The sequence below is a fragment of the Bifidobacterium pongonis genome (assembly GCF_019331805.1).
GTDB classification, from domain to species: Bacteria; Actinomycetota; Actinomycetes; order Actinomycetales; family Bifidobacteriaceae; genus Bifidobacterium; species Bifidobacterium pongonis.
Genome location: NZ_JAHBBE010000019.1, coordinates 24051 through 50683, shown reverse-complemented (window position 1 = coordinate 50683; position 26633 = coordinate 24051). Strand labels below are relative to the sequence as shown.

Sequence of the window (26633 nt, the reverse complement as noted above, 5' to 3'; positions counted from 1 at the left end):
GGCGAACACCGAGGCGGCGAACCTGCCGTACGGCGCCCAGCGCAAACTGGAAATCGCCCGCGCCCTCGCCACCGGCATGAATCCCTATAATGTGAGACGTCGCGTAACGCGACACCACACGATTTTCCCCCACGCGAAGGAGCCCATCATGACATCGTTGCCCCCGGTCGAATTGCGTACGCCACGCCGCAGCGAGCACGAGGAGATGCTGGACGGCAAACTGTACCGTTCCGGCGACCCCGAATTGAACGCCCTGCTCGAACGATCCGCCGACCTGTGCAGCAAGTTCAACGCGCTGCCGCGAGGCGCCACCGAGGCGAGAAACGCCATCCTCGACGAACTGCTGCCCGGCCACGGCGAGCATCTCGACGTGATGGGCCCTGTTTTCTTCGATTACGGCTGCCACACCACGATCGGCGACCGCGTGTTCATGAACTTCAATTTCACTTGTCTTGATTGCGTGCCCGTGACCATCGGCGATGATGTGCTGTTCGGGCCGAATGTCTCGCTGCTGCCGCCCATGCACCCGATTCGTTGGCAGGATCGCAATGTCAGGCGAGCGGAGGACGGCTCCTACTACGACTATGAGTACGGCCGCCCGATCACGATCGGTTCGAACTGCTGGTTCGGAGGCAATGTGACCGTGCTCGGCGGCGTGACGATCGGCGATGGCTGCGTGATCGGCGCGGGTGCCGTGGTGACGAAGGATATTCCCGCCAATTCCGTGGCCGTAGGCAATCCCGCGCGCGTAATCCGCGAAATCACCGACGCCGACGCCGCCGCCCTGCAGGATTACGCCCAGTAAATCCCGATGATCCCGCGAACCTAGGGAATCGTGTCTGCGGCCGACCGTAAAGACTCGGCCAGAGCGGCCCGGAGCGTGTCGGACACAGACACGATTCCCGACCACACCGGAACAAACAGGAAAAATCCACCCCGTCCCAATCCAACCGATCCCGCGAACCCAGGGAATCGTGCCTGCGGCCGACCGTAAAGACTCGGCCAGAGCGGCCCGGAGCGTGTCGGACACAGACACGATTCTCGACCACACCGGAACAAACAAGAGAAATCCAGCCCGTCCCAATCCGCCGAATTCCGAATCGCACAGAAGAACACGCAAACATCAGACGAACCGCATATATGCGAAAACCGTGCCCGCCCGACCATGGTCAAGCCGAAAAGCTTGAGCCGGTCAGGCGGACGCGGTTTCACCGGATCACGAATCGGGGAACTGCGTGCTTAGGCACCCAAGTACGCCTTGCGAACCTTCTCGTCGTGCAGCAGTTCCTTGGCGTCGCCTTCCATGGTGATGACGCCGGTTTCCAGCACGTAGGCGCGGTCGGCGATGGACAACGCCATCTTCGCGTTCTGTTCGACGAGCAGCACGGTGATGCCCTCGTCGTGCAGTTTCCTGATGATGGCGAAGATCTCCTTCACCAGCTTCGGGGACAGGCCCATCGAAGGTTCGTCCATGAGGATGGTGTTCGGATGGCTCATCAACGCACGGCCCATGGCGACCATCTGCTGTTCGCCGCCGGACAACGTGCCGGCCAGCTGGCGGCGGCGTTCCTTCAGACGCGGGAACAGCCCGAACACCATGTCCAGATCGTCACTCATCTTCGAATCGTCCTTGAGGCTGAACGCACCCATTTCCAGGTTCTCCTGGACGGTCATGCGCGTGAACACATGCCTGCCTTCGGGGATGTGCGCCATGCCGTAGGTCACGATTTTATGGTTGCGTTCGTTGAGCAGATCGTGGCCGTTGAACATGACCGAACCGGATTTCGCGGGTACGAGGCCGGTGATGGTGTGCAACGTGGTGGTTTTACCGGCGCCGTTCGCGCCGATCAGGGAGACGATTTCGCCGTCGTCCACGTGCAGGCTGATGTTCTTGACGGCGTCGATCGCGCCGTAGGATACGCACAGATTCTTGATGTCGAGCATCAGTTTGCCTCCTCGGATTCGGTGTCGTCGGCTCCAAGGTATGCGGAGATCACCTGCGGGTTGTTGGCGATTTCCTCCGGTAGGCCGGAGGCGATGGTCCGCCCGTAGTCGAGCACTTGGATGCGCTGGCAGACGTTCATGACCAGGCTCATGTCGTGTTCGATCAGCAGGATGGCGATGCCGAAGCGGTCGCGGATCGTGTTGATGCAGTTGAGCAGGTCTTCGGTTTCCGTGGGGTTCATGCCGGCTGCGGGCTCGTCGAGCAGGAGCAGTTTCATGCCGGTGGCGAGGGCGCGGGCGATTTCCAGTTTGCGCTGGGCGCCGTACGGCAGGTTCGCCGCCTCGGTGTTCGCCAGGCCTTCGAGGCCGAAGATGCGCAGCAGGTCGATGGCCTTGGCGTGCATGTCGTTCTCCTGCTTCCAGAAGCGCGGGGTGCGGAAGATCGCGCCGCCCATCTTGTAGGTGAACGATTCGTTGAACGCGACCAGCACGTTCTCTTCGACGGTCATCTGCTTGAACAGTCGGATGTTCTGGAAGGTGCGGGCGATGCCGGCGCGTACGACCTGATAGGTCTTTTTGCCGTTCATCTTCTTGCCGTCCAAGTAGAACGCGCCTTCGGTCGGCTGGTAGACGCCGGTGAGCAGGTTGAACACGGTGGTTTTGCCGGCGCCGTTCGGGCCGATGAGGCCGACGAGTTCGCCCTTGTTGATGGTCATGTTGAAGTCGGAGACGGCTTTCAGACCACCGAAGGTGATGCCGAGATGCTCCGCTTTCAGGATCGGTTCACTCATGCTTGGCCTCCTTGGCTTCGGCGGTGTCTGCGGTGTCGCTCTTGGCTTCGCTCTTCTTCCCTTTCGGGTAGAAGATGCGGTTGATGGCCTTCGGCAGTGAGAATTCCCAGTTGCCGAAGATGCCTTGCGGGCGGAAGATCATGATGAGTACGAGCACCACCGAGTAGACGAGCATGCGGTAGTCGGAGAATGCGCGCAGCAGTTCCGGCAGGATCGTCAGGCCGACGGCGGAGACGATGGAGCCGGTCAGCGAGCCCATGCCGCCGAACACGACCATGATCACGTAGTTGATGGATTGCAGCCAGCCGGCCATGCTCGGGGTGAGTGCGCCGATGTACTGCGCGAAGATGCCGCCCGCAATGCCTGCGAAGAATGCGGAGATGGCGAAGACGAGCACTTTCATGTAGGTGATGTTGATGCCGGATGCGCCTGCGGCGATTTCGTCGTCGCGGATGGCTTTGACCGCACGTCCGTAGCGGGAGCGCGCGAACATGAACAGCAGCACCACGGTGATGACGGTGATCCAGAAGACCACGTACAGGTTGGCGAGACGGTCGATGCCGATCAGGGCCTGGCCTTGCTGGCCTTTGTCGAGGCCTTCGCCGCCGGCGACCTTGAGGTTCTGGATGATGACTCGGATGATTTCGCCGAAGCCGAGCGTGATGATGGCGAGGTAGTCGCCGTGCAGGCGCAGGGCGGGGATGCCGATGAGCACGCCGAATACGCAGGCGACCAGGCCGCCGGCGACGGTGACGAGCAGGAATCGCAGGGTGTCGTTCATCACGACGCCGTTGGCGACGAGCAGTTTGCTGAGCAGTGCCGCGGAGTATGCGCCGATGGCTTCGAATCCGCAGCAGCCCAGGGTCAGCTGGCCGAGCACGCCGATGGTGAGGTTCAGGGAGGTGGTCATGATGACCGCGATGCAGCAGGTCATGATGATGCCTTTGACGTACAGCGAGACCATGCCGGTTTCGCACACGCCCATGAGGATGCCGAAGAGTACGACGACGCCGATGGCGCAGACGATGTAGGACTGTTTGATGGAAAGCATTGATTTCTTCATGGGATCACACCTTTTCGCTTTCCGGTTCGCCCATCAGGCCGGACGGTTTGACCAGCAGCACGATGATGAGGATGCCGAACACGATGGCGTCCGCGAATGCGGAGGTGATGATGCCTCCGGTGATGGTGCCGATGTAGGCCTTGGTGAGGCTTTCGACCACGCCGATCACCAGACCGCCGACCATGGCGCCGGGGATGGAGCCGATGCCGCCGAGCACTGCGGCGACGAAGGCTTTCAGGCCCAGCATGGCGCCCATCATCGGGGACACCTGCGGGTAGGAGATGCAGTACATGAGCGAGGCGACCGCGGCCAGACCGGAACCGATGGCGAAGGTCAGGGTGATCGTGGAGTTCACGTTGATGCCCATGAGGATGGAGGCTTCCTTGTCTTCCGAAACCGCGCGCATGGCCTTGCCTTGCTTGGTTCGGGAGACGAACAGCTGCAACGCGATCATGATGATGATGCCGAGCAGCACGGTCACGATCGTCGCGCCGTCGATTTTGAGGTCGCCGATGGCGATGGACGGGATCTGGATGATCGTGGGGATGGTCTGGTAGTCGGCGCCGAAGACGGCTTGGGAGCCGTTTTCGAGCAGCAGGCTCATGGCGATGGCGGTGATCAGGGCGGTCATGTTGTTGCCTTTTTCACGCACCGGCTTGTATGCGGCCTTTTCCACGATGATGCCGACTGCGACGCACACGAGGATTGCCGGGATTACGGAGAGCCATGCGGGCATGCCGCAGGCGATGATTGCTGGAATGGTAAGCATGAGCACGTACGCGCCGACCATGATGAAGTCGCCGTGCGCGAAGTTGATCAGACGAATGATGCCGTACACCATGGTGTATCCCAGAGCCACGAGGGAGTACACGCTGCCGATTTTCAGACCGTTGAAGATCTGACTGATAAACATTATGACCTGATTGCCCATCATTCCCCCTTTCTTATAGAGGTTGATTCGTTGCTGTTACGGGTGTTGGGGACCGGCGGTTCACTTGGCCGGTTCGATGGTGCTGCGATAGGTGGGTTCGCCGTTCTTCATTTCGAGCACGATGACGGACTTCTTCGGGGAGCCGTGCGAGTCGAGGGTGAATTTGCCGGTGACGCCGGAGAAGCTCATGCCGCTGATGGCTTTGCGGATGTCGGCTCGGCTGGCGTTGGGGCCGGCTTTTTCGATGGCCTGCTTGAACATGTAGACGGAGTCGTAGCCCAACGCGGTGAACGTGTTCGGCGTGGCGTTGTTGTTGGCCTTCTTGTACGACTTGATGAACTTCTGCACCTTCTTGTTGGAGGTGTCGTCGGGCGAGTAGTGCGTGGTGTACAGCACCTTGTTGTAGCGCGATTTGGCGCCGGTGATCTGCAGGCCGTCGTAGCCGTCGGGGCCCATGATGTACCCGTCGTAGCCGACGGATCGGGCTTGCGGGATGATGTACGGGCCGGCCGCGGAATAGTAGTACGGCGCGTACAGGAATTCGGCGCCTGCCGCCTGCACTTTCTGCAGCTGGGACGAGTATTCGGTGTCGTCGGCGCTGGAGGAGTTTTCTTCGGCCACTACTTCCAGTCCGGCTTTCTTGGCGGCGTTCACGAACGCTTTGCCGACGCCGGAGGAGTATGGGTCGCCGGTGCCGTACAGCACGGCGACTTTCTTGACTTTCAGGTCTTCGGCGGCGAATTTGGCTGCGATCTCACCCTGGTAGGAGTCCTTGAAGCAGGTGCGGAACAGGTAGCCGCCGGTTTCGATGGAATCGGATGTGGCGGCGGGGGCGATGGATGGCAGCTGATTCTGGTCGGCCAATGGCGCCACCGCGCCCGTGGTGGATGAGATGGTGGGGCCGAGGATGCCGATGACCTGCTTTTCGCCGGCGAGACGGTTGAAGGCGTTGGACGCCTCGATCACGTCGCCTTTGTCGTCCATGGATTTGAGTTCGACTTTCTTGCCGAAGATGCCGCCGGCCGCGTTGATTTCGTTGACCGCCAGTTTGAATCCGCTGACTTCCGCTTCGCCGTATGCTGCGGCGGCGCCGGAATTGGTGGTGACCGATCCCAGGGTGATGACATCGTTATCGGACAGTTTCATGCTGTCTTCGCTTGTCGCATACATGTTGCCGCCGGAACATGCCGTCAGCGACAACGTCATGGCCGCGGCCATGCACAGCGCCGCGGCCTTTCCGGCAAATTTTCGTTTCATTGCCGTTCTTCCTCTCCTTATGGTCCTCTGACCTGTTGCAGTCTTGCCGACCTTGATGCAGCCACTCATCATATGCGGGTGCCCGACGGCCTGTGCAATATCTTCTACATGGCGGACTCGCCGGGCATGACGGCTGGTAATGGCTGGTGGTTGCGACGGACCGTTTCCTGCCTGTGGCAACACCGCACGCGGGAATCGGCCGTCAGTCGCCGGAGCGCACGGCGACGAGATACCGGGGTCGACCGGTGTAATCGTTGCGGATGTGCACTTCGCCGAAACCGTTGGCACCGGCGAACGCGGCGAGGCGATCACCTTGCGAAATGTCGTGTTCCATGACGAACAGACCTTGCGGCTTCAACAGTTTGGCCGCTCGTCTGATGATGCGTTCGGGGATCAGGGTGCCATCCAGGTTACCGCCGTACAGCGCGAGTTCGGGATCATGGTCGCGCACTTCGGGCTGTTCGGGGATTTCGCTTTGCGGCACGTACGGCGGATTCGTGATGACCATGTCGATGGTTCCGTCGAGCTTGTCCAGCGTGGTGGGGCTGGTGGCGTCGCCTATTTCCAGTTCGTAGTTGGAGGCGAGCGCCGGCCAGCGCCGCATGGTTGCTTCGATGTTTTTGCGGGTCCATGCCACGGCTTGCGGGCTGATTTCCACACCCCAGACGTGGCTGCCTTGCACTTCGGTGACGATGGCGAGGCCGATGGCGCCCGATCCTGCGCACAGGTCGACCACGCGCGGGTTGTACAGCCTGTTTTTGGTGATCCAGTCGATGCCTTCCTGCACCACGAGTTCGGTTTCCTGGCGCGGGATGAACACGCCCGGCCCGACCTTGAGGTCGAGGTAGCGGAATGGCGTGTGACCCACGATGTATTGCAATGGTTCGCGTTTCGCGCGTCGTGCGATCATCGTGTCGAACGTCTCGGCGCTGTAATCGAGGCTCTCCCCCATGAGCATGGCTTTGTCCACGTCGCGCAGATCGCAGCCCGCCGCTTCGGCGAATAGGAGTTTCGCGTCGTGTTCCGGCGTATCCACTCCCGCTTCCTTCAGGGTGGCGGCCGCCGCTGCGATGGTTTCGTCCATCATCCTTCCGTTTCCTTTTCCCTCTACCGTTCCCGGCCTGTGCCATGAATCGTTCCATGAAAAAGCCGCCTCGCCCGGTTCTGGGCGAAGACGTCGTTCGCGCTCACTGCTGGTGGGCGAGCCTTTCGGCCTCATCCGCCTGGATGTCGGAGTCGATGACGGCCTGCAGGTCGCCGTCGAGCACCGCGTCGAGGTTGTACGCCTTGTAGTTCGTACGATGGTCGACGATGCGGTTCTCTGGGAAGTTGTAGGTGCGGATGCGCTCGGACCTGTCGAGGGAGCGGACCTGCGAATGGCGCATGTCGGCGGCTTCGGCGGCCTCCTGCTCGTGCTTCATGGCGAGCAGTCGGGATTTGAGCACGCGCAGCGCGGCGGCACGGTTCTGGATCTGCGACTTTTCGTCCTGCATGTTCACCGTGATGCCGGTGGGGATGTGCGTCATGCGCACGGCGGAATACGTGGTGTTCACGGACTGGCCGCCCGGTCCGGAGCTCATGAAGATGTCGATCTTCAGGTCTTTCGGATCGATTTCGATCTCGTCGTTGTCGTCGTCGGCTTCGGGGAACACGATGACGCCCGCCGCGGAGGTCTGGATGCGTCCCTGCGATTCGGTGACGGGGACGCGCTGCACGCGGTGCACGCCGCCTTCGTATTTCAGCGACGCCCACACGCCGTCTTCCGGCGCGGGCGTGCCTTTGGCGCGGATGGCGACCTGAACGTCCTTGACGCCGCCGAGTTCCGTGGTGTTTTCGGATTGCACGGTGACGGTCCAGCCGCGCTTTTCGGCGTACCGGGTGTACATGCGCAGCAGATCGCCCGCGAACAGCGCCGCTTCTTCGCCGCCGGTACCGGCTTTGATCTCCATGATCGTGTCGCGTGCGTCATCCGGGTCGCGCGGGATGAGCGCGGTGCGCAGTTTCTCCTCCACTTCGGGCAGTTCGCCTTCGAGTCTTTTGGCTTCGGCTGCGAAATCGGGATCCTCGGCGGCCATTTCCTTGGCGGCCTCAAGGTCGTTCTTCACGGCGAGATACGCGTTGTATGCGTTGACGATGCCGCCCAGTTCGGCATGACGACGGCCGAGCTTGCGCATCTTGTTCGGATCGGTCACCACTTCGGGGCTGGCCATCTGCTCTTCGAGCGATTGGTATTCCTTCAACGCGGATTGCGCCGCGGGGAACTGTTCGTCTGCCATGTGCTTCCTTGATGCTTGCGAATGTTTGCGTTGTTTGCGAATGTAACGGTTGGAGACGCGGGCGTGGATCGCGTTCTACGAGGCGATGCCTTCCGCGAAGGGTGCAGGGTTGGAAACCCCTTTGAGAATACGAAAACGCCAGCCCCCTCCGGAGCCGGGTGCGTTGGCACGCACCGGAACGGAAACGGGCTGGCGTTCGATAAGCTACTTGCTCTTCTTGCCGTAGCGCTTCTCGAAGCGAGCAACGCGGCCACCGGTGTCGAGAATCTTCTGCTTGCCGGTGTAGAAGGGGTGGCACTTCGCGCACACGTCGACCGTCATGTGGTCGCCCTTGGCGGTGGAACGGGTGACGAAGGTGTTGCCGCACGAGCACAGGACTTCGACGGCATGGTAATCGGGATGGATACCCTGCTTCATAGTGTCTCCTAGGGAATTCAGGTGACCCGGGTCGCCTCGCCCCTTTGGCTGGCGTGAACCGGAACCTCAGCAAGGGTAGACGATGGCTGGGACACCGGCGGCTTATGGCCGAACCCGGCGGGAAACGGCGCGGGAACCGCGCTGGAACGGCATGGAAAAACGGTACAGGCGGCATGAGAAATCGCCCGTCCTTCCGCATCGCGGCCCCGCGGGGCGCGGCGTGCGGCTTGGACGGGCGATTCCCTCACCAACAAGTCGGCCGGAGGCCGGCCGACGATCAATACAGCTCGGTGAAGATCTTGAGCACCCGATCGTAATCGAGCGGCACGAAGCAGTTCTTCATCAGGCGTTCCTGGGTTTTCATCACGCGGTCGGCGAATTCCGGCAGATCCTCCTCGGTCACGCCATACTCGTGCAGGGCCTTCTTCGGCAGCAGCTGGTCGATGAGCGCCTCCAGCGCGTCGTACACATCGGCCTCGTCGCAGTCGAGGATCTCGGCGAGGTACCGGTTGAGCTTGGCGATCTCGCCGTCCGATTTGATCTCCATATAGTTGCGGAGCACGCCGGTGAACATGGCGTAGTTGGATTCGCCGTGCGGCACATGGTATTTGCCGCCGAGCTGGTAGCTCAACGCGTGCACCGCCGCGCAGCCGCCGGTGTCGAAGCTGATGCCCGCATAATCGGAGGCGATGAGGAAATCGCCCATCAGCTCGTTGCGCTTGGCACGACGTTCCGGCGAACCGGCGGGACCGGCCTCGACCACCGCCTTATAGCCGCCGACGATCATCTTCATGGCCTCATAGCCGAACATCCTGGTATACGGCGTGGCGTTCGGCGACAGCGTCGATTCCACGGAATGTACGAGCGCGTCGAGCGAGCTGGTGGCGAACACATGGTCCGGCAGGCCGTACAGCAGTTCGGGGATGAGCACGGCGTCGTCCGCGAACATCTCCGGGCTGGCGACGCCGGCCTTGCAGCCGAGACGGGTACGGTTGATGGCCGCGATCTCCGTGACTTCGGAACCGGTGCCGCAGGTGGTCGGCACGAGCACGAGGCGCACTTTGCGCGTGAACTGCGGCAGATGGTCGATCACCTCGTCGATGGACGCGCCGCCCGCCACGGCGACGATCTTCGACATGTCCATCACGGCACCGCCGCCGATGGCGACGATGCGGTCGTACTCGTATTCGCCGGCATCCTTGATGAACTCGTCGATCATGACGTCGGTCGGCTCCTGGGCGCCGTATTTGTCGACCAGGATGACGTTCGCGCCGTTCGCATACGGTTCGAGGAACCTCGTGTAGATCGCCTCGATGCTCACCAGCAGGTCCGTGGGGCCCAGCCGGAAGGATTCGGCGAATTCCTTGACCGTGTCGAAGGAGTAGATGTTGTCCGGTCCGACGGTAAGCAGTTTCATCGGTCACGTTCCTTTCCCGCGTGCGCCGGCCTCCCCTGACCTGGAGCGACCGGCACACGCCTTGTCATTCGGCTATTGACGCACACCGCTTCGTGCGCGTTCCGGAACCCGCTTGGGGCGGGTCGGCGGCTTACTTGGCGCTTTCCTCGATGATGATCTCCTTGAGCACCTCGACGGCCTCGGTCAGTTCATCGTCGGTGATGACCAGCGGCGGCAGCAGACGGATCACGTTGCCGTTGATGCCGCAGGTCAGCATGATCAGACCTTCCTGAATCGTGCGCTTCGTAATGCGGCCGACAAGTTCCTTGTTCGGTCCCATCGTACCCGCCTTGACGAATTCGATGCCGATCATGGCACCGCGCCCGCGCACTTCGGCCACGGTCGGCACTTCGCCGACGAGCGGCTTGAGCAGACCGTCCACGACTTCACCGATATGCGCGGCCTTCGCCGGCAGGTCGAGCTTTTCCATGATGCCCACCGCGGCGAGCGCCGAAGCGCAGGATACCGGGTTGCCACCGTAGGTGCCGCCGATGCCGCCGGGCTGCACGGCGTCCATGATGTCGGCGCGACCGGTGACCGCGGCGATCGGCATACCGCCGCCGAGCGCCTTCGCGGTGGTGATGAGATCGGGAACGACGCCGTCGTACTCGCAGGCGAACCACTTGCCGGAACGGCAGAAGCCGGCCTGGATTTCGTCGGAGATGTACAGCACGTCGTGCGCGTGGGCCCAGTCGGCCAGTCCGGACAGGAAGCCTTCGGCCGGGACGATGAAGCCGCCTTCGCCCTGGATCGGTTCGGCGATGATGGCGGCCACGTTGGCGGAGCCGACCAGCAGTTCGATCTTGTCGGCGGCGGCTTTGGCTGCGGCTGCACCGTCGGCCCCGAAGGCGTCGCGCAGCGGGTAGGAGAACGGCACGCGGTAGATGTCCGGGGCGAAAGCGCCGAAACCTTGCTTGTACGGCATGGACTTGGTGGTCATGGCCATGGTCAGGTTGGTACGGCCGTGGAACGCGTTCTCCATCACCACGACGGCGGAACGACCGGTGTATCTGCGGGCGATCTTGATGGCGTTTTCGACCGCTTCCGCACCGGAGTTGACCAGTACGCTCTTCTTGGGGAAGTCGCCGGGCGTGTGTTCGGCGAGCTTCTTGCACACGTCGATGTAGTTGGCGTACGGGGTGGTGGCGAAGTTCGTGTGCGTCAGTTTGGTGACTTCATCCTGAACGGCTTTGACGACTTCCGGTGCGCAGTTGCCGACGCCGGTGACGGCGATGCCGGAGGCGAGGTCGATGAAGCGGTTGCCGTCGACGTCGGTGATGGTGGAGCCGGAGGCGCTTTCCGCGAAGATCGGCATGCCCTGGCCGACGCCCGCGCTCACATACTTCTTGTGTTCCTCTTCCAACGCCTTGGACTTCGGACCGGGGATGGCGGTGACGATGTTGCGTGCGACCTGTGGGACTGACATGATGGTTCCTTTCGTTGTTGGTGATATTCGAAAAGTCTTGGTGGTTGATGGTGGCACCGCCTTGCTGGCGGGTTCACGGATTATTCGGTTATCCGCTTATTCGGCTATTCGGCTCAGTCGCCGTATTCCGGCGGGTTGCGGCGGAACCCTCGGGTGAGCACCGCGAGGACGATGATGCCGATGGCGAGCCAGGAGAGGCCGAGTTCGACCGCGTGGATGTCGAGGTGCAGCAGCAGGTAGGCGCAGCACACGGCGCCGATGGCCGGGGCCAGCACGTTGAGCCATACGCCGCCGCGGAAATGCTCCTTGCGTTCCGCCGCATCCGCCTTGGCGTAGGCGCAGATGACGCACACGTTGACCAGGGTGAAGGCGGTGAAGGCGCCGAAGTTCACGAAGGATGTGGAGGTGGCGACGTCGAGGAACAGGGCGATCAGGCCGACGCAGGCGACCAGCAGGATGCTGAGCACCGGGGTGCCGAAACGCTTGCCCAGCTTGCCGAAGATCCGCTTGGGCAGAACGCCGTCGCGGCCCATCACGTACAGCAGACGGGATGCGGAGGCCTGGGTGGCGATGCCGGACGTGAACTGGCCGAAGCACAGTCCCGCGATGAACACGGAGGTGAAGAGGTTGCCTCCCACCTGGGTGGCGATCTCGTAGGCCGCGGACGATTCGTCGTCGAACATGCCGCCCGGATGCACCAGCTGGGTGATGTAGGCGATGCCCACGAAGATCAGACCGCCGATGAGCGCGACCAGCATGATCGCCTTGGGAATGGTGTGGCGGGCGTCGCGCGTTTCCTCACTCATCGTGGTGACCGCGTCGAATCCGAGGAAGGAGTAGGCGGCGATGGCGGCTCCGGCCACGATCACGGACGGCGACGAACCGTTGCCGGTGAACGGCAGGGTGCTGAACAGCGTTCCTGTGCCCATGCCTCCCATGACGGATCGGATGGAAAGCATCATGAAGATGACGATCACAAGCGCCTGGAACAGCATCAGCGCGTAGTTGATCTTGTCCGCCACGTTGAGTCCGATGACGTTGATGGCGGTGGTGAGCACGATGAAGCCGAGCACCCACGCCTGGATCGGCACCGCCGGGAACTGCGCGTTCAGGTAGGAGGCTCCGATCAGCCACACCACCATGGGCAGGAACATGTAGTCGAGCAGCATCGCCCACCCGACGAGGAAGCCGAGTTTGCGCCCGATGGTTTTGCCGACATATGTGTAGGCGCTGCCCGCCTGCGGGTGGAGCACCGCCATGCGGCCGTAGCTTCCCGCGGTGAACATCATGGCGACGGTGGCCACCAGATAGGACATGGCCGCCGCACCGTGCGAGGTGGAGGCGATCACGCCGAAGGTGCCAAGCGCGATGATCGGGGTCATGTAGGCCAGACCGAACAGGACCACGGAACGCAATCCCATGGTGCGTTTCAGCGCGCCTTCGGTTTCGACGGGCTGCGCGACGGAACGTGCGACGGCGGGGCCGTTGACTATCTGTGCTGTCATGTCGGTTCCTTCCTGAACAACTTGTTCTGTACGGACCGGTCGGGCGGTTCGCGCCGATCAATCCTGTATGCGCCAACGCTGCGGATCGATGGCGCCCTCGTATAGGGGAAGCTGGATGGGCGGTTCGCCCGGGCGGAATTGCTCCCACATCCGATTGCTGCCGGCGGTGCCGCGTTCACGGACCAGACGCACGGCGTCAAGGTCGATGGTGCGGATGATGACGTGATCGTCCGCGTCGTCGGTGGACGCGATGACGCCGCCTTCCGGATCGACGAGCAGCGATTCGCCGACGCCTTGCGGCGCGGGGGCGTTGAGGCTTGCGACGAACACCTGGTTGACGATGGCGTTCGCGCGGGCGAGGATAAGTTCCTGCGCACGATCCGGGGTGGTGGTGCGCACCGGGTTGATGATGAGGTCGGCGCCCAGCCAAGCCAGTTGGCGGCTGATTTCGGGGAACCAGGCGTCGTAGCAGATCATGATGCCGACGCGGCCTTTGCCGGGAATGTCGAACACGGTGAAGGAATCACCGGGCGTGTAACGTTCGAACGGACGCCACGGGCAGATCTTGCGGTAGGAGGCGACGAGTTCGCCTTCCGGGGAGAACACGGGTGCGGTGTTGAAGATGCCGCCTTCGGGATTGCGTTCCGCGACGGTTCCAGGAATGAGCCAGATGCCGAGTTCGCGAGCGAGGTTGCCGAGCTTGCCGGCCATGTCGTCGTGCAGGTCGGTGGCCGAGGCGCATTGCATGCGGTAGGCGCGTTCATCGTCGAGTTCACCGGTGCCGTAGAGATGCATTTCCGGGTAGACGATGAGTTCCGGGGCCAGCCCGTCGGCGCTCTGCATGGATGCCACACGGCGTACATCGTTCGCGAACGCGCCGAAGGGCTTGCCGATGGACAGCTGGCCCGTTTGGGCCATCGCGATGGTGAGTGTTCCACGGGTGGTCATCCTGCGCTCCTTTCGGTGTTCCGTTCGTTGTTGGCTTTCACCATAGGAATCCGCGGCGGTGAATGATATGGACGTTCTGTTGAAAATAGGTTCGATATATGGCCGAGTTGTCCACACAGTGCCGAAAGCCGGTTAGATTGGCCGTATGGCGATGACCTTGAACACGTTGCTGGAGCAGCGTTCCCTTGATCTTTCCCTGGTTGTGGAGGGCGATGCCGGTGCATTGGACGCGCCGATCTCATGGATGCATTTTTCGGAGTCCCCCGACCCGACGGCGTATCTCGAAGGCGGTGAGATCCTGCTCACCACCGGTCTGCTCATGCCCGACGATCAGCCGGACGATCCGCACCGCGCGTTCGCGTCCCGACTGGTCGAAGCCGGCGTGCGCGGTGTCGGATTCGGCATCGGCGTGCAGCACGACGCCATCCCCCAATGGCTGGTCTACCAGTGCGAAGCCACCGGGCTTCCCCTGTTCAGCGTCCCTCTGGCCACACCGTTCATCGCGATCTCCAAAGCCGTGGCACGTGGCATCTCCGATGACACCAGCCAGCATTTCGCACGCCTGTACCGCAATCAGCAACGACTGCTGCGCAGCGTGCACACCCTCGACCCGGTGAGCACGATCGTCTCCCGGCTGGCCGAGCTTATCGGCGGCTGGGCGGCGTTGCTGAACCCTGTGGGCACCATCATCGCCTCCTCGCACCATGCGATTCCCGTGGATATGGATTCGCTGGGTGACGCGCTGGCGTTCAGCGTGCTCGGCGAAGCGAAATTCACCGTGGCGAAAGGCTATGACATCGCCATCTTCCACATCGCCTCCCCCACCAAGCAGACGCTTGGCTATCTTGTTTCGGGGCGCAAGGGGAACAAGGGCAGCATCGACCACCCGCTGGTCGCGGAGGCGACGAGCCTGCTGTCGCTGGCCATCAACGGAGCCGCCGATTCCAACCGTTCCCTCGCCAATCTGCGATCCACCATGACCCGGATGTGCCTGGAAGGCGATGCCGATACGGTGCGCCGGTTCGCCGACGACGTGTGGAACGGCATGCCCGTGCAGCCGTTGGTCGCATTGCGCATCATCGGGCGGCAGGACGCGCTGGAGGACGCGGGGCGACTGTTCGAACCGTTCCGCCGAACGCTGGCCAAGAACACGAATCTTGCGGTGTTCGGCATGATGGACGGCGACATGTGGGCCATCGTCTCGCAGTCGAACGCGCGGACGTGGACGGAACAGCTGACCCATGACGGGCGTCTCACCGTCGGTCAATCGTCGGGCGCGACGTGGGCCGATATGCCCAGAGCACGGCATGAGGCGTATCAGGCCGGGGCGGAGGCGTTGACCTCAGGGGCGCCGTTGATTCGCTACGGCAGCGACCGGAATTCCGCAAGCTTGGAAAGCGTGGTGGAGCCTTCGCTGATGAGGGCGTTCGCCGATCTGAAGCTCGCGCCGATCGCCGACCTGACATTCGACCTGTCCACCGGCCCTCACACCCCGGATCATGACGCCGCCACCACGATCCGCGCCGTGGACGTGCTGTGGGCTTGGCTGAGCAGCCGTGGCAGAACCGAGGAGGCCGCGCGCATGGCCGGCATGCATCGGCATACGTTGACCAAATATCTTGGCGTCATCGCCAAGGCACTGAACGCCGACCTGACCGATCCGGGCACCACCGCCGAACTATGGTATGCCTGCCGTTTCTCGCGTTTCGGCAGCACCCTCCCCCAACCGGAATCAATCTGACATGCGGAAAATGGGCGCCCTTCGAACACGTACCGTCATTCGGATGAGCGGAAACGCCGCAACGATGCCAGCGGCTATTCGGCGGAGGGATCCTCTCCAGTGAACGGCGGCGCCATATTGTCACCGGTCTTGCGACCTTTAATCGCATCAATGACGCGCGGAAGCAAGCAGCCGATAAAGCATGCCACACTGAGCATCGCCTGTGCTTTCATGCCCAAAGCCCACAGAATCACCGTGACGATGAATATCATCACGATCAGCAGCGAGAACACGGCACTGGTGAATTTCAAGCACCAGTTTTCCGCCTTTCTGTCCTCGGCGTATATTCTGCGGATATCACGTTGCCCTTCGATTTCGGATTGCAATGATTGCTCCGCCATGGCGAGGATTCGATCCGCAGCACCGGGGAGAATCCTTTCATAACGTTCGAGTTCCGCAGCTGGAGGAAGCGGTCCCGATGTCACTTCCATGTGCGTCATCGAAACACGATGCCCTAGCGCTGCGTCTCCAACGCCTTTCGGATCGCGTTCCCGGTTCTGTTCCAGGCCATCGCCTGCAATTCTCCCGAGGTCGGAACCGCCGGCGCCTGCCGACGAACCACCCGGCCGGTCAGTCCTGTTTTCAGGCCCATGCGCATCCCCTTGGAAATCGCCGCCTTGCGACCGGTCATTGCCGTTTTGCCCATTGCTCATGCCCCCTCCGATTGCATATTTGGAATAGTCTCGTACAGAGCTCTATCCTACACAGACAATCTACGAAAACCCATCTGCGTCTTTCTATGCCGACAGCTGATTCACATGATCCGATTACACGATTCTCCCTCACCGGAAAATGGTTGGAATATGGAGGAACCCGCCGGCTTCGGCGGGTTCTCTGCTGTGCCCTCGCTGGGACTTGAACCCAGGACAAACACCTTATAAGGGTGCTGCTCTAACCGACTGAGCTACGAGGGCAACAGGTGGAAGTATATCCCGACCGCGGAATATTGACGGCATCACGCCGATGAGACGTTGCGGCAACACGCTTGCAGCACGTTATTTATAACTTTATAAATAACGTGCTATCCTATTTAGTAAGACGAATGGACGAATATGAATCAGTATACGTCCCACCCGCGTCATTTCACCGATGAAAGGACACCCATGCGCTACGGTCATTTCGACGATGCCGCCAAGGAATACGTGATCGAGACTCCTGCAACCCCGCTGCCGTGGATCAACTACCTCGGCAACGAGGACTTCTTCTCCCTGATCTCCAACACCGGCGGCGGTTACTCCTTCTACAAGGACGCCAAGCTGCGCCGCATCACCCGCTACCGTTACAACAACGTTCCGGGCGACAACGGATCGCGCTGCTACTACCTGAGCCTGATGGACTCCGCCGACGCCGACGCCAAGCCCCTCGAAACCTGGTCCCCGACCTTCCTGCCGACCAAGACCCCGCTCGACTCCTACCGCTGCCGTCAGGGCATCGGCTACACCGTGTTCGAATCGTCCAAGAGAGGCATCGAATCCAAGCTCACCGCCTTCGTGCCGCTGCACACCAACGCCGAAATCAACCGTCTCGACGTGACCAACACCACCGACGCACCCGTCGTCATCGACGCCACCGCCTCCGTGGAATGGTGCCTGTGGAACGCCGTCGACGATTCCTCGAACTTCCAGCGCAACCTGTCCACCGGCGAAGTCGAGATCGAACGCGAAAGCGACGCCACGCTGCTGTACCACAAGACCGAGTTCAAGGAACGTCGCAACCATTACGCCTTCTTCGCGGTGAACTCCCCCGTGATCGGTTTCGACACCAGCCGCGACGAATTCCTCGGCCAGTTCAACGGCTGGGACACCCCGCAGGTCATCGCCGAGGGCAAGGCGCACGATTCCGTGGCGCACGGCTGGTTCCCGATCGCCGCCAACCGCGTGCGCCTGGAACTACAGCCCGGCGAAACCAAGTCGCTGGTCTTCGTGCTGGGCTACATCGAAGTCGCCAAAGATCAGAAGTGGGAGGACCCCAACGATCCCGCCAAGGTCGGCATCATCAACAAGAAGCCGGCGCACGAGCTGTTCCGCCGCTTCGCCACCGTGGAACAGGTCGAAGCCGCGCTGAGCGAGCTGAACGCCTACTGGACCGAACTGCTGAGCACCTACAGCGTCGAATCCGGCGACGAAAAGCTCGACCGCATGGTCAACATCTGGCACCAGTACCAGTGCATGGTCACCTTCAACATGTCCCGTTCCGCCTCCTACTACGAGTCCGGCATGGGCCGCGGCATGGGCTTCCGCGATTCCAACCAGGATCTGCTCGGCTTCGTGCACCTGGTTCCGCAGCGCGCACGCCAGCGCATCATCGACATCGCCTCCACCCAGATGGAGGACGGTTCCGCCTGGCACCAGTACCAGCCGCTCACCAAGAAAGGCAACGCCGACATTGGCGGCGGCTTCAACGACGATCCGCTGTGGCTGGTCGCCGGCACCTACGCCTATCTCGCCGAAACCGGCGACACGAGCATCCTCACCGAGCCCGTGCCATTCAACAACGTGGAAGGCTCCGAAGTCCCGCTGCTCGAGCATCTGCGCCGTTCGGTGAACTTCACCATCACGCATAAGGGTCCCCACGGCCTGCCGCTGATCGGCCGCGCCGACTGGAACGACTGCCTGAACCTCAACTGCTTCTCCGACACCCCGGGCGAAAGCTTCCAAACCGTTGAGAACAACGACACCGGCGTCGCCGAATCCGTGTTCATCGGCGGCATGTTCGTACTGTACGGCGGCCAGTACGCCGACATCATCGAACATTACGGCGAAGCCTCCGGCATGACCGGCGCACAGACGGCGGCGGAAACGGCCACCATACGCGCCGAGATCAACGCGGTGGACGAAGCGGTGAAAACCGCCGGCTGGGACGGCGAATGGTTCCTGCGCGCCTACGACGCCTACTCCCGCAAGGTCGGCACGCATGAAGACACCGAAGGCCAGATCTACATCGAGCCGCAAGGCATGTGCGTCATGGCGGGCATCGGTCTGGACGACGGCAAGGCGAAGCAGGCTCTCGAATCCGTCAAGAACAAGCTGACCTGCGACTGGGGCACCGCCATCCTCGCCCCCGCCTATTCCACCTACCGCATCGAACTGGGCGAAATCTCCTCCTACCCGCGCGGTTACAAGGAGAACGGCGGCATCTTCTGCCATAACAACCCGTGGATCTCCATCGCCAACGCCCTGGCCGGCAACGACGACGAGGCATTCGCCGTATACAAGCGCAACTGCCCCGCGTACATGGAAGACAAGTCCGACGTGCGCAAGGTGGAACCGTACGTGTACTGCCAGATGGTCGCAGGCCCCGAAGCCGCCACCCCGGGCGAGGGCAAGAACTCCTGGCTGACCGGCACCGCCGCCTGGACCTTTGTGGACGTCTCGCAGTACCTGCTGGGCGTGCGCCCGACGCTTGACGGCCTGGCGGTCGAACCGCATCTGCCGGCCGAATTCACCGATCTTACGGTGACCCGCGTGTTCCGCGGCACGACCTACCGTATCGGCATGAAGCGCACCGGCGAGCGTTCCGTCAGCGTGAACGGCGAGCGCATCGACGGCAATGTGGTGCCGCCCGCCGCCGGCAACGACGTGGTCGAGGTCGAAGTCACGTTCTGACATATTTCGTATGCGGGGAAGACCGGCAATATGACCGGCTTCCCCGCACGAACGACTTATTTTCCTTGCTTGGAACGCAAGACCATCAACATCCCCTAATATCATGGGAGTGTTTTCGGGCAGCCCCTCAAAAAAACACACAGGCCCGGAAACACACGATCGCACGGAATCAAGGAGCAAGTATGGGCGTTGCGGCATGGGATGGTTTTGTGAACGATCAAAGTACATGGCCCGCAGCATCGCGTGCCGAAGCCTCCAAAAGCAATGTGACCACGGCCAGGGACACGTTGGGCGACAAAACCTTCGTCAGGCGCAAACGCATGAGTCCGGAGGAACGTCACCGGCAAATCCTGCAGGCGGCCGTCAAAGTCATCGCCATCAAGGGATTCTGGGGTATGTCGTTGCAAGGCATCGCCAACGAGTTGGGCATCACCGAAGCCGCGCTCTACCATTACATCTCCTCGAAGGACGACCTGCTCAACATGGTGCTGTCCGAATGCTACGACACTCCGGATGCGGACGAATACAATGCGGTGACCGCGGGATTCGTGGACGCGGACGGACACCGCGTCTACTGCTACCCGCGCTATTGTCTGAACATCGTGCTGTACAACCTGCAACGCCCGGAACTCGTGCAACTGTATTCGGTGCTGAACGGCGAAGCATTGAGCCCTTCCCACCCAGCGCACAGTTTCTTCATCGGACGTCATATGCGCCAGTGGGAGATGATTCGTTCGATGAACTGGCTGATGCCGCCCAGCATGACCGAGGATCGCTTCTACGACCTGTACACCCTGGCGATGAGCGCCATGGACGGCTTGCAATACCGCTGGCTGGGCGACGATTCGATGAACCTGCTGGAACAGTGGATCAGCCTGTCCGACATCATCTTCCCGGAAAACGAGTGGAAAGGCTTCCTCGACCCTTCGGAGCATGATCCGAAGCAGGAGACCGAGTGCCTGCTGCCGTTGACGCTGTCCGCACGAGCCTGAGCCGTTCCCGCGGAACGATCACAACGGCAGGTCGACGTCTGCGACCGCATGCGGCATACATAGCATCTCCGGAAACGAACCGATCACCAAGCAACCGGCGGATCCTGACGCCTTTCCAGCATGGTCACCCGCATATCAAGGAACTGCTGAAAAGAAACCATATCGATCATGGCCTGTTCGAGAAGCTCGCCGCACTCCATCTCGCCCGACCTGTACCGTTCCACAAGCCCCAGCAGATTGTCCATGTAGGCATGAGCATACGGCGAATCCTCCGCGTTTACCGACTGCATGGCCTGCAAAGCCTGATTGAACGCTTCCAATTGTTGTTTTTGGGAATCAAACATAACAACACCTCTACTTGCGTACGCCAATCAAATAGGTAACGCCAACGGGAGCGGTCACGCACGCGCCCCAAACCAATGTACGGCGAATCCTCTTCAATGTCTGCTCACACTCGTTTCGTGAGTTAAGTACACGTATCGCGTAATCATACAAAGGATTCGCCGATGCCGCAGGCGCAGCAACGCCCATCCCCAACAGCATGGCTACAGCAACGACCACTGCCAACAATTTCTGACGCATACTCCCCCTATCAAGCTCCGCCCCCATTAAGGAGACCTTAAGAGATTATAGGCATTCCCAAGAAAATCGACAATGGATGAGAAGACGGGGTTTCTCCGTCACAGACGCGCAACAGACTCAAAATGCGACCACGCACTACAACGGCAGGTCGATGTCCACGACCCATCGCTCCTTCGACGAACGGATATCAATCGTTCCGCCACGGGACTTGATTTGATCGGCATAACGTTGCAGACCCATCTTCGTCGGTACTGCAGCGGATTCCTTCTCGGAAGGCTTGTCGCACGCCGAGAGGGAGAATCGAGCCGAGGTCAGACCGATGGTGACGAAATACCCGCCTTCCGGATCGGCGTGTTTGACGATATCCGAGAACAATTCGCTCAACATGGCGGAAATCAGCGCATAGTCGCTGTCCGTCATGATTCCGCCGTCCTGGATGTCGGTGATGGTCTCGCCTTCGAATCCCAAACGCTGCAGACGCTCCTCGTATTTCGTCGCGATCGAACGCAGCTGACGTTCCCTTCCATGAAGCGCGTGATCGGCAGCGACTGCCCCTCGCCCGCCTATCACCGTATCGCCGTCGGCGTCGTTCGCCATGATGGACACCACGGACCGTGTCTGCCTCAATACGTTTTCCAGAACCGACCGCAGTTCCGCCATATCATGATCACCCATCGACCGCGAGGCTCCGCGGATCTCATCGATGCGGCGGATGATGTAGGCCACGTCGTTGCAGGTCTCGTTATGCAAGGTGAGCGCCAAACGCTCCTGCTTCCTACGGTTGGCCAGATGCCGGACCACCGTCAGATCGCGAAGCGAACGGCGTAGCAGCGCACCGGCGAGCGCGCAGACGAACACGGTCATGGCGAACAGCGCGACATTCACCGGCACCAGGTGTTTTCCATCAATCGAATTCACCATGATGTATTCGCAGACGCATATCACCGTCGCCGCGCACCCCTGCGCGAACGCGCGGAATCCCAATACCGCCACTCCCAGCAGACAGGCGAACAGCACCACCGATGATGCGCCGAACGCAAACAGACCGCCCGCCTGGCTGAACATCACAATCAGCCAACTCCCCACCGTGGGGTTCCACGCCGCGATCAGCAGCACAACCGCTTCGCAGACGCTGAACACCGCATGGCTGATCTTGTCCGGTTCGACCGCCCGAAACGCGCATTCGTCCACAATGAGGACAATCAACAGCCCCATGAACAGAACCCTCGTCACAAGGGCAAGCGCATCGTCATATGATTTCGACGCTGCTTTGCCGGCGAACCGCGAGCGCACCGTTGCTATACCAGATCGTATTTCCTGCATACGGCCATGGCCTCATTTCTTGTGGAAACGTGTAGTTTCCTCAATATGCGATGGATATAGGTGAACACCGTGTTGGGGCTGACGTGCAATGCCAGCGCAATCTGAGCCGTGGTGTCCCCGCGCATATACCGTCGCAGCACGTCACGCTCGCGATCGCTCAGCATGGTGCGCATGGTTTCCCCGCGTTGCAGCATCTCATGTGCGGCGGCGGCATCCATGAACCGGTCATCCATGGGCATTCCCCGAGCCGCACGGACGATCGCCGCGGGCAGGTCCCGCACCAGACGTTCCTTCGACAGCAATCCCTGGGCGCCGGCTTCGATGGCGTCCCGCTCATAGCGTTCCGTGGGATAAGCCGTGATGCATAGCAACCCGATATCGCCATTTCGCCGCCGTATGCGCTTGCAGACCACATCGCCGCTGATATCGTTCAACGCCATATCCACAATGAGCACATCCGGCACGTTCCGATCGAACAGACAGCGGTGCAGGGCGTCCGCGCTGGAGTGGGTGCACCATCGCATCCGGAAGTCGGCCGACGCCTGTTCGATCCATTGCGAAAGCATGCTCGCCGACCAAATGTCGTTGTCGACCAATGCGATACCGATAGTGTCATCCCCCATGCCAGTCATGGTACACCGGCGGCATCTTACGGTCTTGCCCATGTCAAGAAAATCGTGACATGTGGTGGAAAAATCGGTCGGCGGCTCATACCGTTGACGCTGAACCCATCATCGTCGCGTATCACAAGGAGCATTTCCGATGAGAGGAACTTTGAATCAAAGCAAGCGGAACCGATTCGCCGCGCTGTGCGCCATATTGTTGCTGCCACTGTCCTTCGCTTTCCCGCAGCATGCCATGGCCGCGGAAAGCACCTATGTCATCATCGACGGCGTCCGCGTCGACAGCTCGCTTGGCGTCACCACCAGCGATCAGCTGACACAACGGCTGCTGGAAGGCTACATACAGGTGGAATATATCGACGGCCAGCTTGCTAGCGTGGAACCGCTCAGCGAGGAGGATCAGATCGCCGTGATGAACAGCACGCGCACCCCCTGCCGGAACACGGATGTGTGCCTGACGTTCCGCGACGGCAGCAATCGCGGATTCTACGGAACCGGCTACCGCGCCACGGTCTGACCGGCATTCGAAGACGCCGGGCCGTTGCGTTGATGCCGACCCGGTTCACGATATCGCCGGGCCGCCATCAGGCGCCCACCCTGCACACACCCTTCAACGCCCCCTACCCCCTCCGCTTCGAACCCTCGTTGACAATAACGTCAATCCCGTAAAACGCCAACGTTTGCAACGAAATAAGCTGTTATTTTCTTCTGTTTCCACGAGACATTTGCCATGACGGCTTGTCAACAATCACCGATACCGTTGTGCATGGAGGTTCTGTGGTTTCCATGCGTGGCATGTTTTCCGTCGTTGCCGTCGGAACGCCCAGACCCCCGTCGATGACGTTATTCACGTCTCGCCATTTAAGGAGAAAACAAAGATGAGAAACAAAGCCGTCGCGTGCATTGGCGCGATTGCCGCATGTGCGATGATGCTCGCCGGAGTCCCGAGCACCGCCATGGCGGATGAAGCAAGCGAACTGAATCCCACCTATACGTATAACGCCGCCAACGGCATGACCTTCGAAAAGGTCAGCCACGCCGACCAGGGCCTTCAGCAGGCCGATGGCGTGGTCGATTACACCGGCAACGGCACCATCGCCCCCTACACTTCCGGCCTGAGCGCCACCGGCAACGGTGACCGCGGCCAGTCCTACAGCTACGCCGCCGCATCCTACGGCGACTGGGTGTACATCGGCACCATGTACGGCGGTCTGGGCGTGCAGGCCATTCTGAGCCGCGACATGACGAGCCTGGGCCTGACCTCGCAGGAGGCCACCGCGCTCATGCAGACCATGTACGCGGGCAACATGTACCTTGGCGAGCCCGACGGCAAGAGCGCCGGCGGCATGCTCTTCAAGTTCAACGTGAAGACCGGCGAAACCAAGATCCTGATGTCCAAGAGCGCCGGCATCGAAGGCGGCAAGGGCGTCATCCCGACCTTCCGCAGCGCGTTCAAGATGAACGGCAAGCTGTACTTCGAAGGCATGATCATGGACACCAACGACAAGGAGCTCACCCAGCAGGAGATCCAGACCGCCATGGCCTATCAGAACGGTTTCCCCTGCATCTATGAGGTCGACCCGGAGAACGGCGACAAGCTCACCCGCGTCTACGACAGCGTCGACGTCAACGGCTTCCGCTCCCTGGTCAAGGGCAACGTGTTCACCTCCACCCGCGCCATCGGCTCCTTCGGCGACACCCTGATCGCCGGCGATCTCAAGCCGACCGCGGACGGCAAGGGCAAGGCCCAGCTCGTGGCCTCCAACACCCCGTCCGATCCGAACTCCTACAAGGTGATCGCCGATATGGCGAGCTTCGACAACCTGCCCGCCATCCACCGCCAGGACGTCAACGGCGGCGGCGGCATCTACCAGGTGCAGGAGTTCAACGGCAAGCTGTACGTGGTGGTCTGCACCGGCGACACCAGCACCCTGAACGAGGAAACCGGCACCATGCGTTCCTTCGCCATCTACGTGGGCGAGAACAAGGGCGACCCGACCAACAAGGCCGATTGGACCTGGCGTCCGCTCGCGGGCGATACCTCCAAGGGCGCCAAGTACTACTACGGTCTTGACAAGAGCCGCGTGAGCGCCGGCGCCTGCACCCTGCAGGTCTACGGCGACTACCTGTACATCGGCGACTACAACGATGTGAGCAGCGCGCTCCAGGGCTTCGTCACCAAGAGCAACTTCGTGACCCAGGCCACCAACCTCGAGCAGTCCGTCAACCTGTACCGCATGGACAAGAACGAGAACGTCGAAATGCTCGTGGGCGACGCCAACGATACCTTCCCGAACGGCGGCACCACCGGTCTCGGCAGCGGTTACGACAACCACATGAACCAGTACACCTGGCAGACCGCCGTCCATGAGGGCAAGATGTACCTGTCCACCATGAACACCACCACCCTGCTGGAGCCGGTCGCCCAGTTCACCAACGGCGACATCCTGAACATGAGTGAGAAGGACTGGAACAACACCGTCCACTACCTGCGCGTGTTCCTGCGCCTGCTGTGGGGCATGGGCCCGACCGATCCGGCCTCCGCCGTCTCCACGCAGAGCGCCGACGAGAAGGCTTCCGAACAGTCCATGCCGTCCACCGACGACCCCGAGGCACTGGTCGACTGGGCCCGCGCCGAAGCCGCCAAGGACGCCTCCGTGGCTCAGCCGCAGTCCGCCGACGCGAACTCCTCCGCATCCAACGATGCCATCACCCTGACCAAGGCCCAGACCAAGGAACTGGTCGACGGCATCAAGGACGGCAGCATCGTCCCCGGCAGCCTGGCCTCCACCTCCGACGCCGCGCAGCTCTTCGACATCAACAATGAGCTCGACGCGCTCGGCTCCCAGCTCTCCGACAAGGGTTCCGCCGACTTTGCCAACGCTTACGGCGAGGTCGTGGACGCGTTCTCCGGCATCGGCGATCTGATTCCGGACAAGTTCAAGGGCCTGTACGAAACCCTCGTCAAGCTGACCTCCAAGGCCAACCTGAAGGCCTACGCCAAGGCTCTGCCGTACCTGTCCAAGTCCAAGCGCGGCTTCAACCTGTTCGAGATCTCCGACAACGGCAAGGTGAACGTGAAGACCGTCACCGATGAAGGCTTCGGCGATCCGTTCAACCACGGTCTGCGCATCTTCTGCGACACCGACGACTACATGGTGATCGGCACCGCGAACCCGTTCTACGGCACCCAGCTGTGGCGCGTGCGCAACACCGAGTTCGCCGTGAACGTGTCCGCCACCAAGGGCGGCACCGCCTCCGCGAACGTCGAGAGGGCCGCCAAGGGCGCCACGGTCAAGCTGACCGCCACCGCTGAGAAGGGCTACCACTTCAAGGAGTGGAAGGTGACCAAGGGCGATATCACCATCGCCGACAACGCCTTCACCATGCCCGACGGCAGCGTCTCCATCCAGGCCGTGTTCGAGGCCGATTCGCCGGCTGAGCCGTCGAACCCGGGCACGAACACGAAGCCCGCCGCCAACAAGACCACCAAGCCGGCTTCCACCGCGAACACCGGTGCGCCCGTCGCGGCCATCGTGCTCGCCGGCGCCGCTGCCCTGCTGCTCGGTGCCGCGATCATGCTGAAGAAGAAGCAGGCGTGATGCCAGGCGGCGGGATTCCTCGGCACCCGCGATTCACGGAATAGCGGAATCTCGCCGCCGGCCGCATCCGGCTAGCCGATACGGCTGATACATGAGAAGGCCGATGCCTGTT

General features: G+C 61.5%; 22 protein-coding genes and 1 tRNA gene. 6 read left to right on the top strand and 17 right to left on the bottom strand.

All coding sequences use genetic code 11. The features are described from left to right. Positions 1–148 precede the first annotated feature (148 nt). Positions 149–805, top strand: coding sequence for a sugar O-acetyltransferase (locus KIH75_RS06025; protein ID WP_219055872.1), 657 nt, complete (start codon positions 149–151; stop codon positions 803–805). Positions 806–1239: 434 nt separating this feature from the next. Here the strand turns inward: KIH75_RS06025 and KIH75_RS06020 are convergent, their stop codons facing one another. From KIH75_RS06020 to KIH75_RS05965, 12 genes are all read right to left on the bottom strand, one after another. Next, entirely contained in the window at positions 1240–1944 is a 705-nt protein-coding gene (locus tag KIH75_RS06020) for an ABC transporter ATP-binding protein (RefSeq protein ID WP_219055869.1), read from the bottom strand. Next, complete coding sequence (locus tag KIH75_RS06015) at positions 1944–2735, bottom strand: ABC transporter ATP-binding protein (RefSeq protein WP_219055868.1); 792 nt, start codon at positions 2733–2735, stop codon at positions 1944–1946. Before KIH75_RS06015 ends, KIH75_RS06020 begins: the two co-directional genes overlap by 1 nt. Continuing rightward, a complete protein-coding gene (locus tag KIH75_RS06010; RefSeq protein ID WP_219055867.1) occupies positions 2728–3798 on the bottom strand; it encodes a branched-chain amino acid ABC transporter permease in 1071 nt (356 codons plus the stop codon). Before KIH75_RS06010 ends, KIH75_RS06015 begins: the two co-directional genes overlap by 8 nt. 4 nt (positions 3799–3802) lie before the next feature. Beyond that, positions 3803–4729 carry a branched-chain amino acid ABC transporter permease gene (locus tag KIH75_RS06005; protein WP_219055871.1) on the bottom strand — a complete coding sequence of 309 codons (927 nt, stop codon included), beginning with the start codon at positions 4727–4729 and terminating at the stop codon, positions 3803–3805. A gap of 60 nt (positions 4730–4789) precedes the next feature. Next, the gene (locus tag KIH75_RS06000) at positions 4790–5986 is read right to left on the bottom strand and encodes an ABC transporter substrate-binding protein (RefSeq protein WP_219055866.1); all 1197 of its coding nucleotides are present in this window, start codon (positions 5984–5986) and stop codon (positions 4790–4792) included. A gap of 202 nt (positions 5987–6188) precedes the next feature. After that, positions 6189–7070 (bottom strand): peptide chain release factor N(5)-glutamine methyltransferase, encoded by an 882-nt coding sequence (gene prmC / locus KIH75_RS05995; RefSeq protein ID WP_420829182.1) that lies wholly within the window; start codon positions 7068–7070, stop codon positions 6189–6191. 103 nt (positions 7071–7173) lie between these two features. Then, complete coding sequence (prfA, locus tag KIH75_RS05990; protein WP_219055864.1) at positions 7174–8262, bottom strand: peptide chain release factor 1; 1089 nt, start codon at positions 8260–8262, stop codon at positions 7174–7176. A 204-nt stretch (positions 8263–8466) separates the two neighbouring features. Next, positions 8467–8679: a 50S ribosomal protein L31 gene (gene rpmE / locus KIH75_RS05985; RefSeq protein WP_003827752.1), complete on the bottom strand. Its 213-nt coding sequence runs from the start codon at positions 8677–8679 to the stop codon at positions 8467–8469. A gap of 277 nt (positions 8680–8956) precedes the next feature. Further along, the gene (locus tag KIH75_RS05980; RefSeq protein ID WP_219055863.1) at positions 8957–10096 is read right to left on the bottom strand and encodes a 4-hydroxybutyrate dehydrogenase; all 1140 of its coding nucleotides are present in this window, start codon (positions 10094–10096) and stop codon (positions 8957–8959) included. 130 nt (positions 10097–10226) lie between these two features. After that, positions 10227–11561 (bottom strand): 4-aminobutyrate--2-oxoglutarate transaminase, encoded by a 1335-nt coding sequence (gabT, locus tag KIH75_RS05975; RefSeq protein WP_219055862.1) that lies wholly within the window; start codon positions 11559–11561, stop codon positions 10227–10229. A gap of 113 nt (positions 11562–11674) precedes the next feature. Beyond that, positions 11675–13066 carry an APC family permease gene (locus KIH75_RS05970; RefSeq protein WP_219055861.1) on the bottom strand — a complete coding sequence of 464 codons (1392 nt, stop codon included), beginning with the start codon at positions 13064–13066 and terminating at the stop codon, positions 11675–11677. A 57-nt stretch (positions 13067–13123) separates the two neighbouring features. After that, positions 13124–14014 carry a carbon-nitrogen hydrolase family protein gene (locus KIH75_RS05965; RefSeq protein WP_219055860.1) on the bottom strand — a complete coding sequence of 297 codons (891 nt, stop codon included), beginning with the start codon at positions 14012–14014 and terminating at the stop codon, positions 13124–13126. Between the two features lie 145 nt (positions 14015–14159). On the opposite strand from KIH75_RS05965, the gene KIH75_RS05960 reads away from it, so the two are divergent. After that, positions 14160–15755 (top strand): PucR family transcriptional regulator, encoded by a 1596-nt coding sequence (locus KIH75_RS05960; RefSeq protein ID WP_219055859.1) that lies wholly within the window; start codon positions 14160–14162, stop codon positions 15753–15755. Positions 15756–15829: 74 nt separating this feature from the next. On the opposite strand, the gene KIH75_RS05955 is transcribed toward KIH75_RS05960, so the two are convergent. After that, positions 15830–16447, bottom strand: a complete 618-nt coding sequence (locus KIH75_RS05955) for a DUF2335 domain-containing protein (protein ID WP_219055858.1) — start codon at positions 16445–16447, stop codon at positions 15830–15832. A gap of 187 nt (positions 16448–16634) precedes the next feature. Next, positions 16635–16708 (bottom strand) — tRNA-Ile (locus KIH75_RS05950). A 138-nt stretch (positions 16709–16846) separates the two neighbouring features. On the opposite strand from KIH75_RS05950, the gene KIH75_RS05945 reads away from it, so the two are divergent. Then, positions 16847–19399, top strand: coding sequence for a glycoside hydrolase family 94 protein (locus tag KIH75_RS05945; RefSeq protein WP_236028078.1), 2553 nt, complete (start codon positions 16847–16849; stop codon positions 19397–19399). A 182-nt stretch (positions 19400–19581) separates the two neighbouring features. Next, entirely contained in the window at positions 19582–20391 is an 810-nt protein-coding gene (locus KIH75_RS05940; protein ID WP_219055857.1) for a TetR/AcrR family transcriptional regulator, read from the top strand. Positions 20392–20474: 83 nt separating this feature from the next. Here the strand turns inward: KIH75_RS05940 and KIH75_RS05935 are convergent, their stop codons facing one another. The 3 genes from KIH75_RS05935 to KIH75_RS05925 all read right to left on the bottom strand — a co-directional run bounded on the left by KIH75_RS05935 (position 20475) and on the right by KIH75_RS05925 (position 22919). After that, positions 20475–20735 carry a hypothetical protein gene (locus KIH75_RS05935; RefSeq protein ID WP_219055856.1) on the bottom strand — a complete coding sequence of 87 codons (261 nt, stop codon included), beginning with the start codon at positions 20733–20735 and terminating at the stop codon, positions 20475–20477. 373 nt (positions 20736–21108) lie between these two features. Next, entirely contained in the window at positions 21109–22188 is a 1080-nt protein-coding gene (locus KIH75_RS05930; RefSeq protein WP_219055855.1) for a sensor histidine kinase, read from the bottom strand. An 83-nt stretch (positions 22189–22271) separates the two neighbouring features. Then, positions 22272–22919, bottom strand: a complete 648-nt coding sequence (locus KIH75_RS05925) for a response regulator transcription factor (protein ID WP_219055854.1) — start codon at positions 22917–22919, stop codon at positions 22272–22274. A 139-nt stretch (positions 22920–23058) separates the two neighbouring features. On the opposite strand from KIH75_RS05925, the gene KIH75_RS05920 reads away from it, so the two are divergent. Both KIH75_RS05920 and KIH75_RS05915 read left to right on the top strand, forming a co-directional pair. Further along, the gene (locus KIH75_RS05920) at positions 23059–23436 is read left to right on the top strand and encodes a hypothetical protein (protein ID WP_219055853.1); all 378 of its coding nucleotides are present in this window, start codon (positions 23059–23061) and stop codon (positions 23434–23436) included. 361 nt (positions 23437–23797) lie between these two features. Then, complete coding sequence (locus KIH75_RS05915; protein ID WP_219055852.1) at positions 23798–26521, top strand: InlB B-repeat-containing protein; 2724 nt, start codon at positions 23798–23800, stop codon at positions 26519–26521. Positions 26522–26633: the final 112 nt, after the last annotated feature.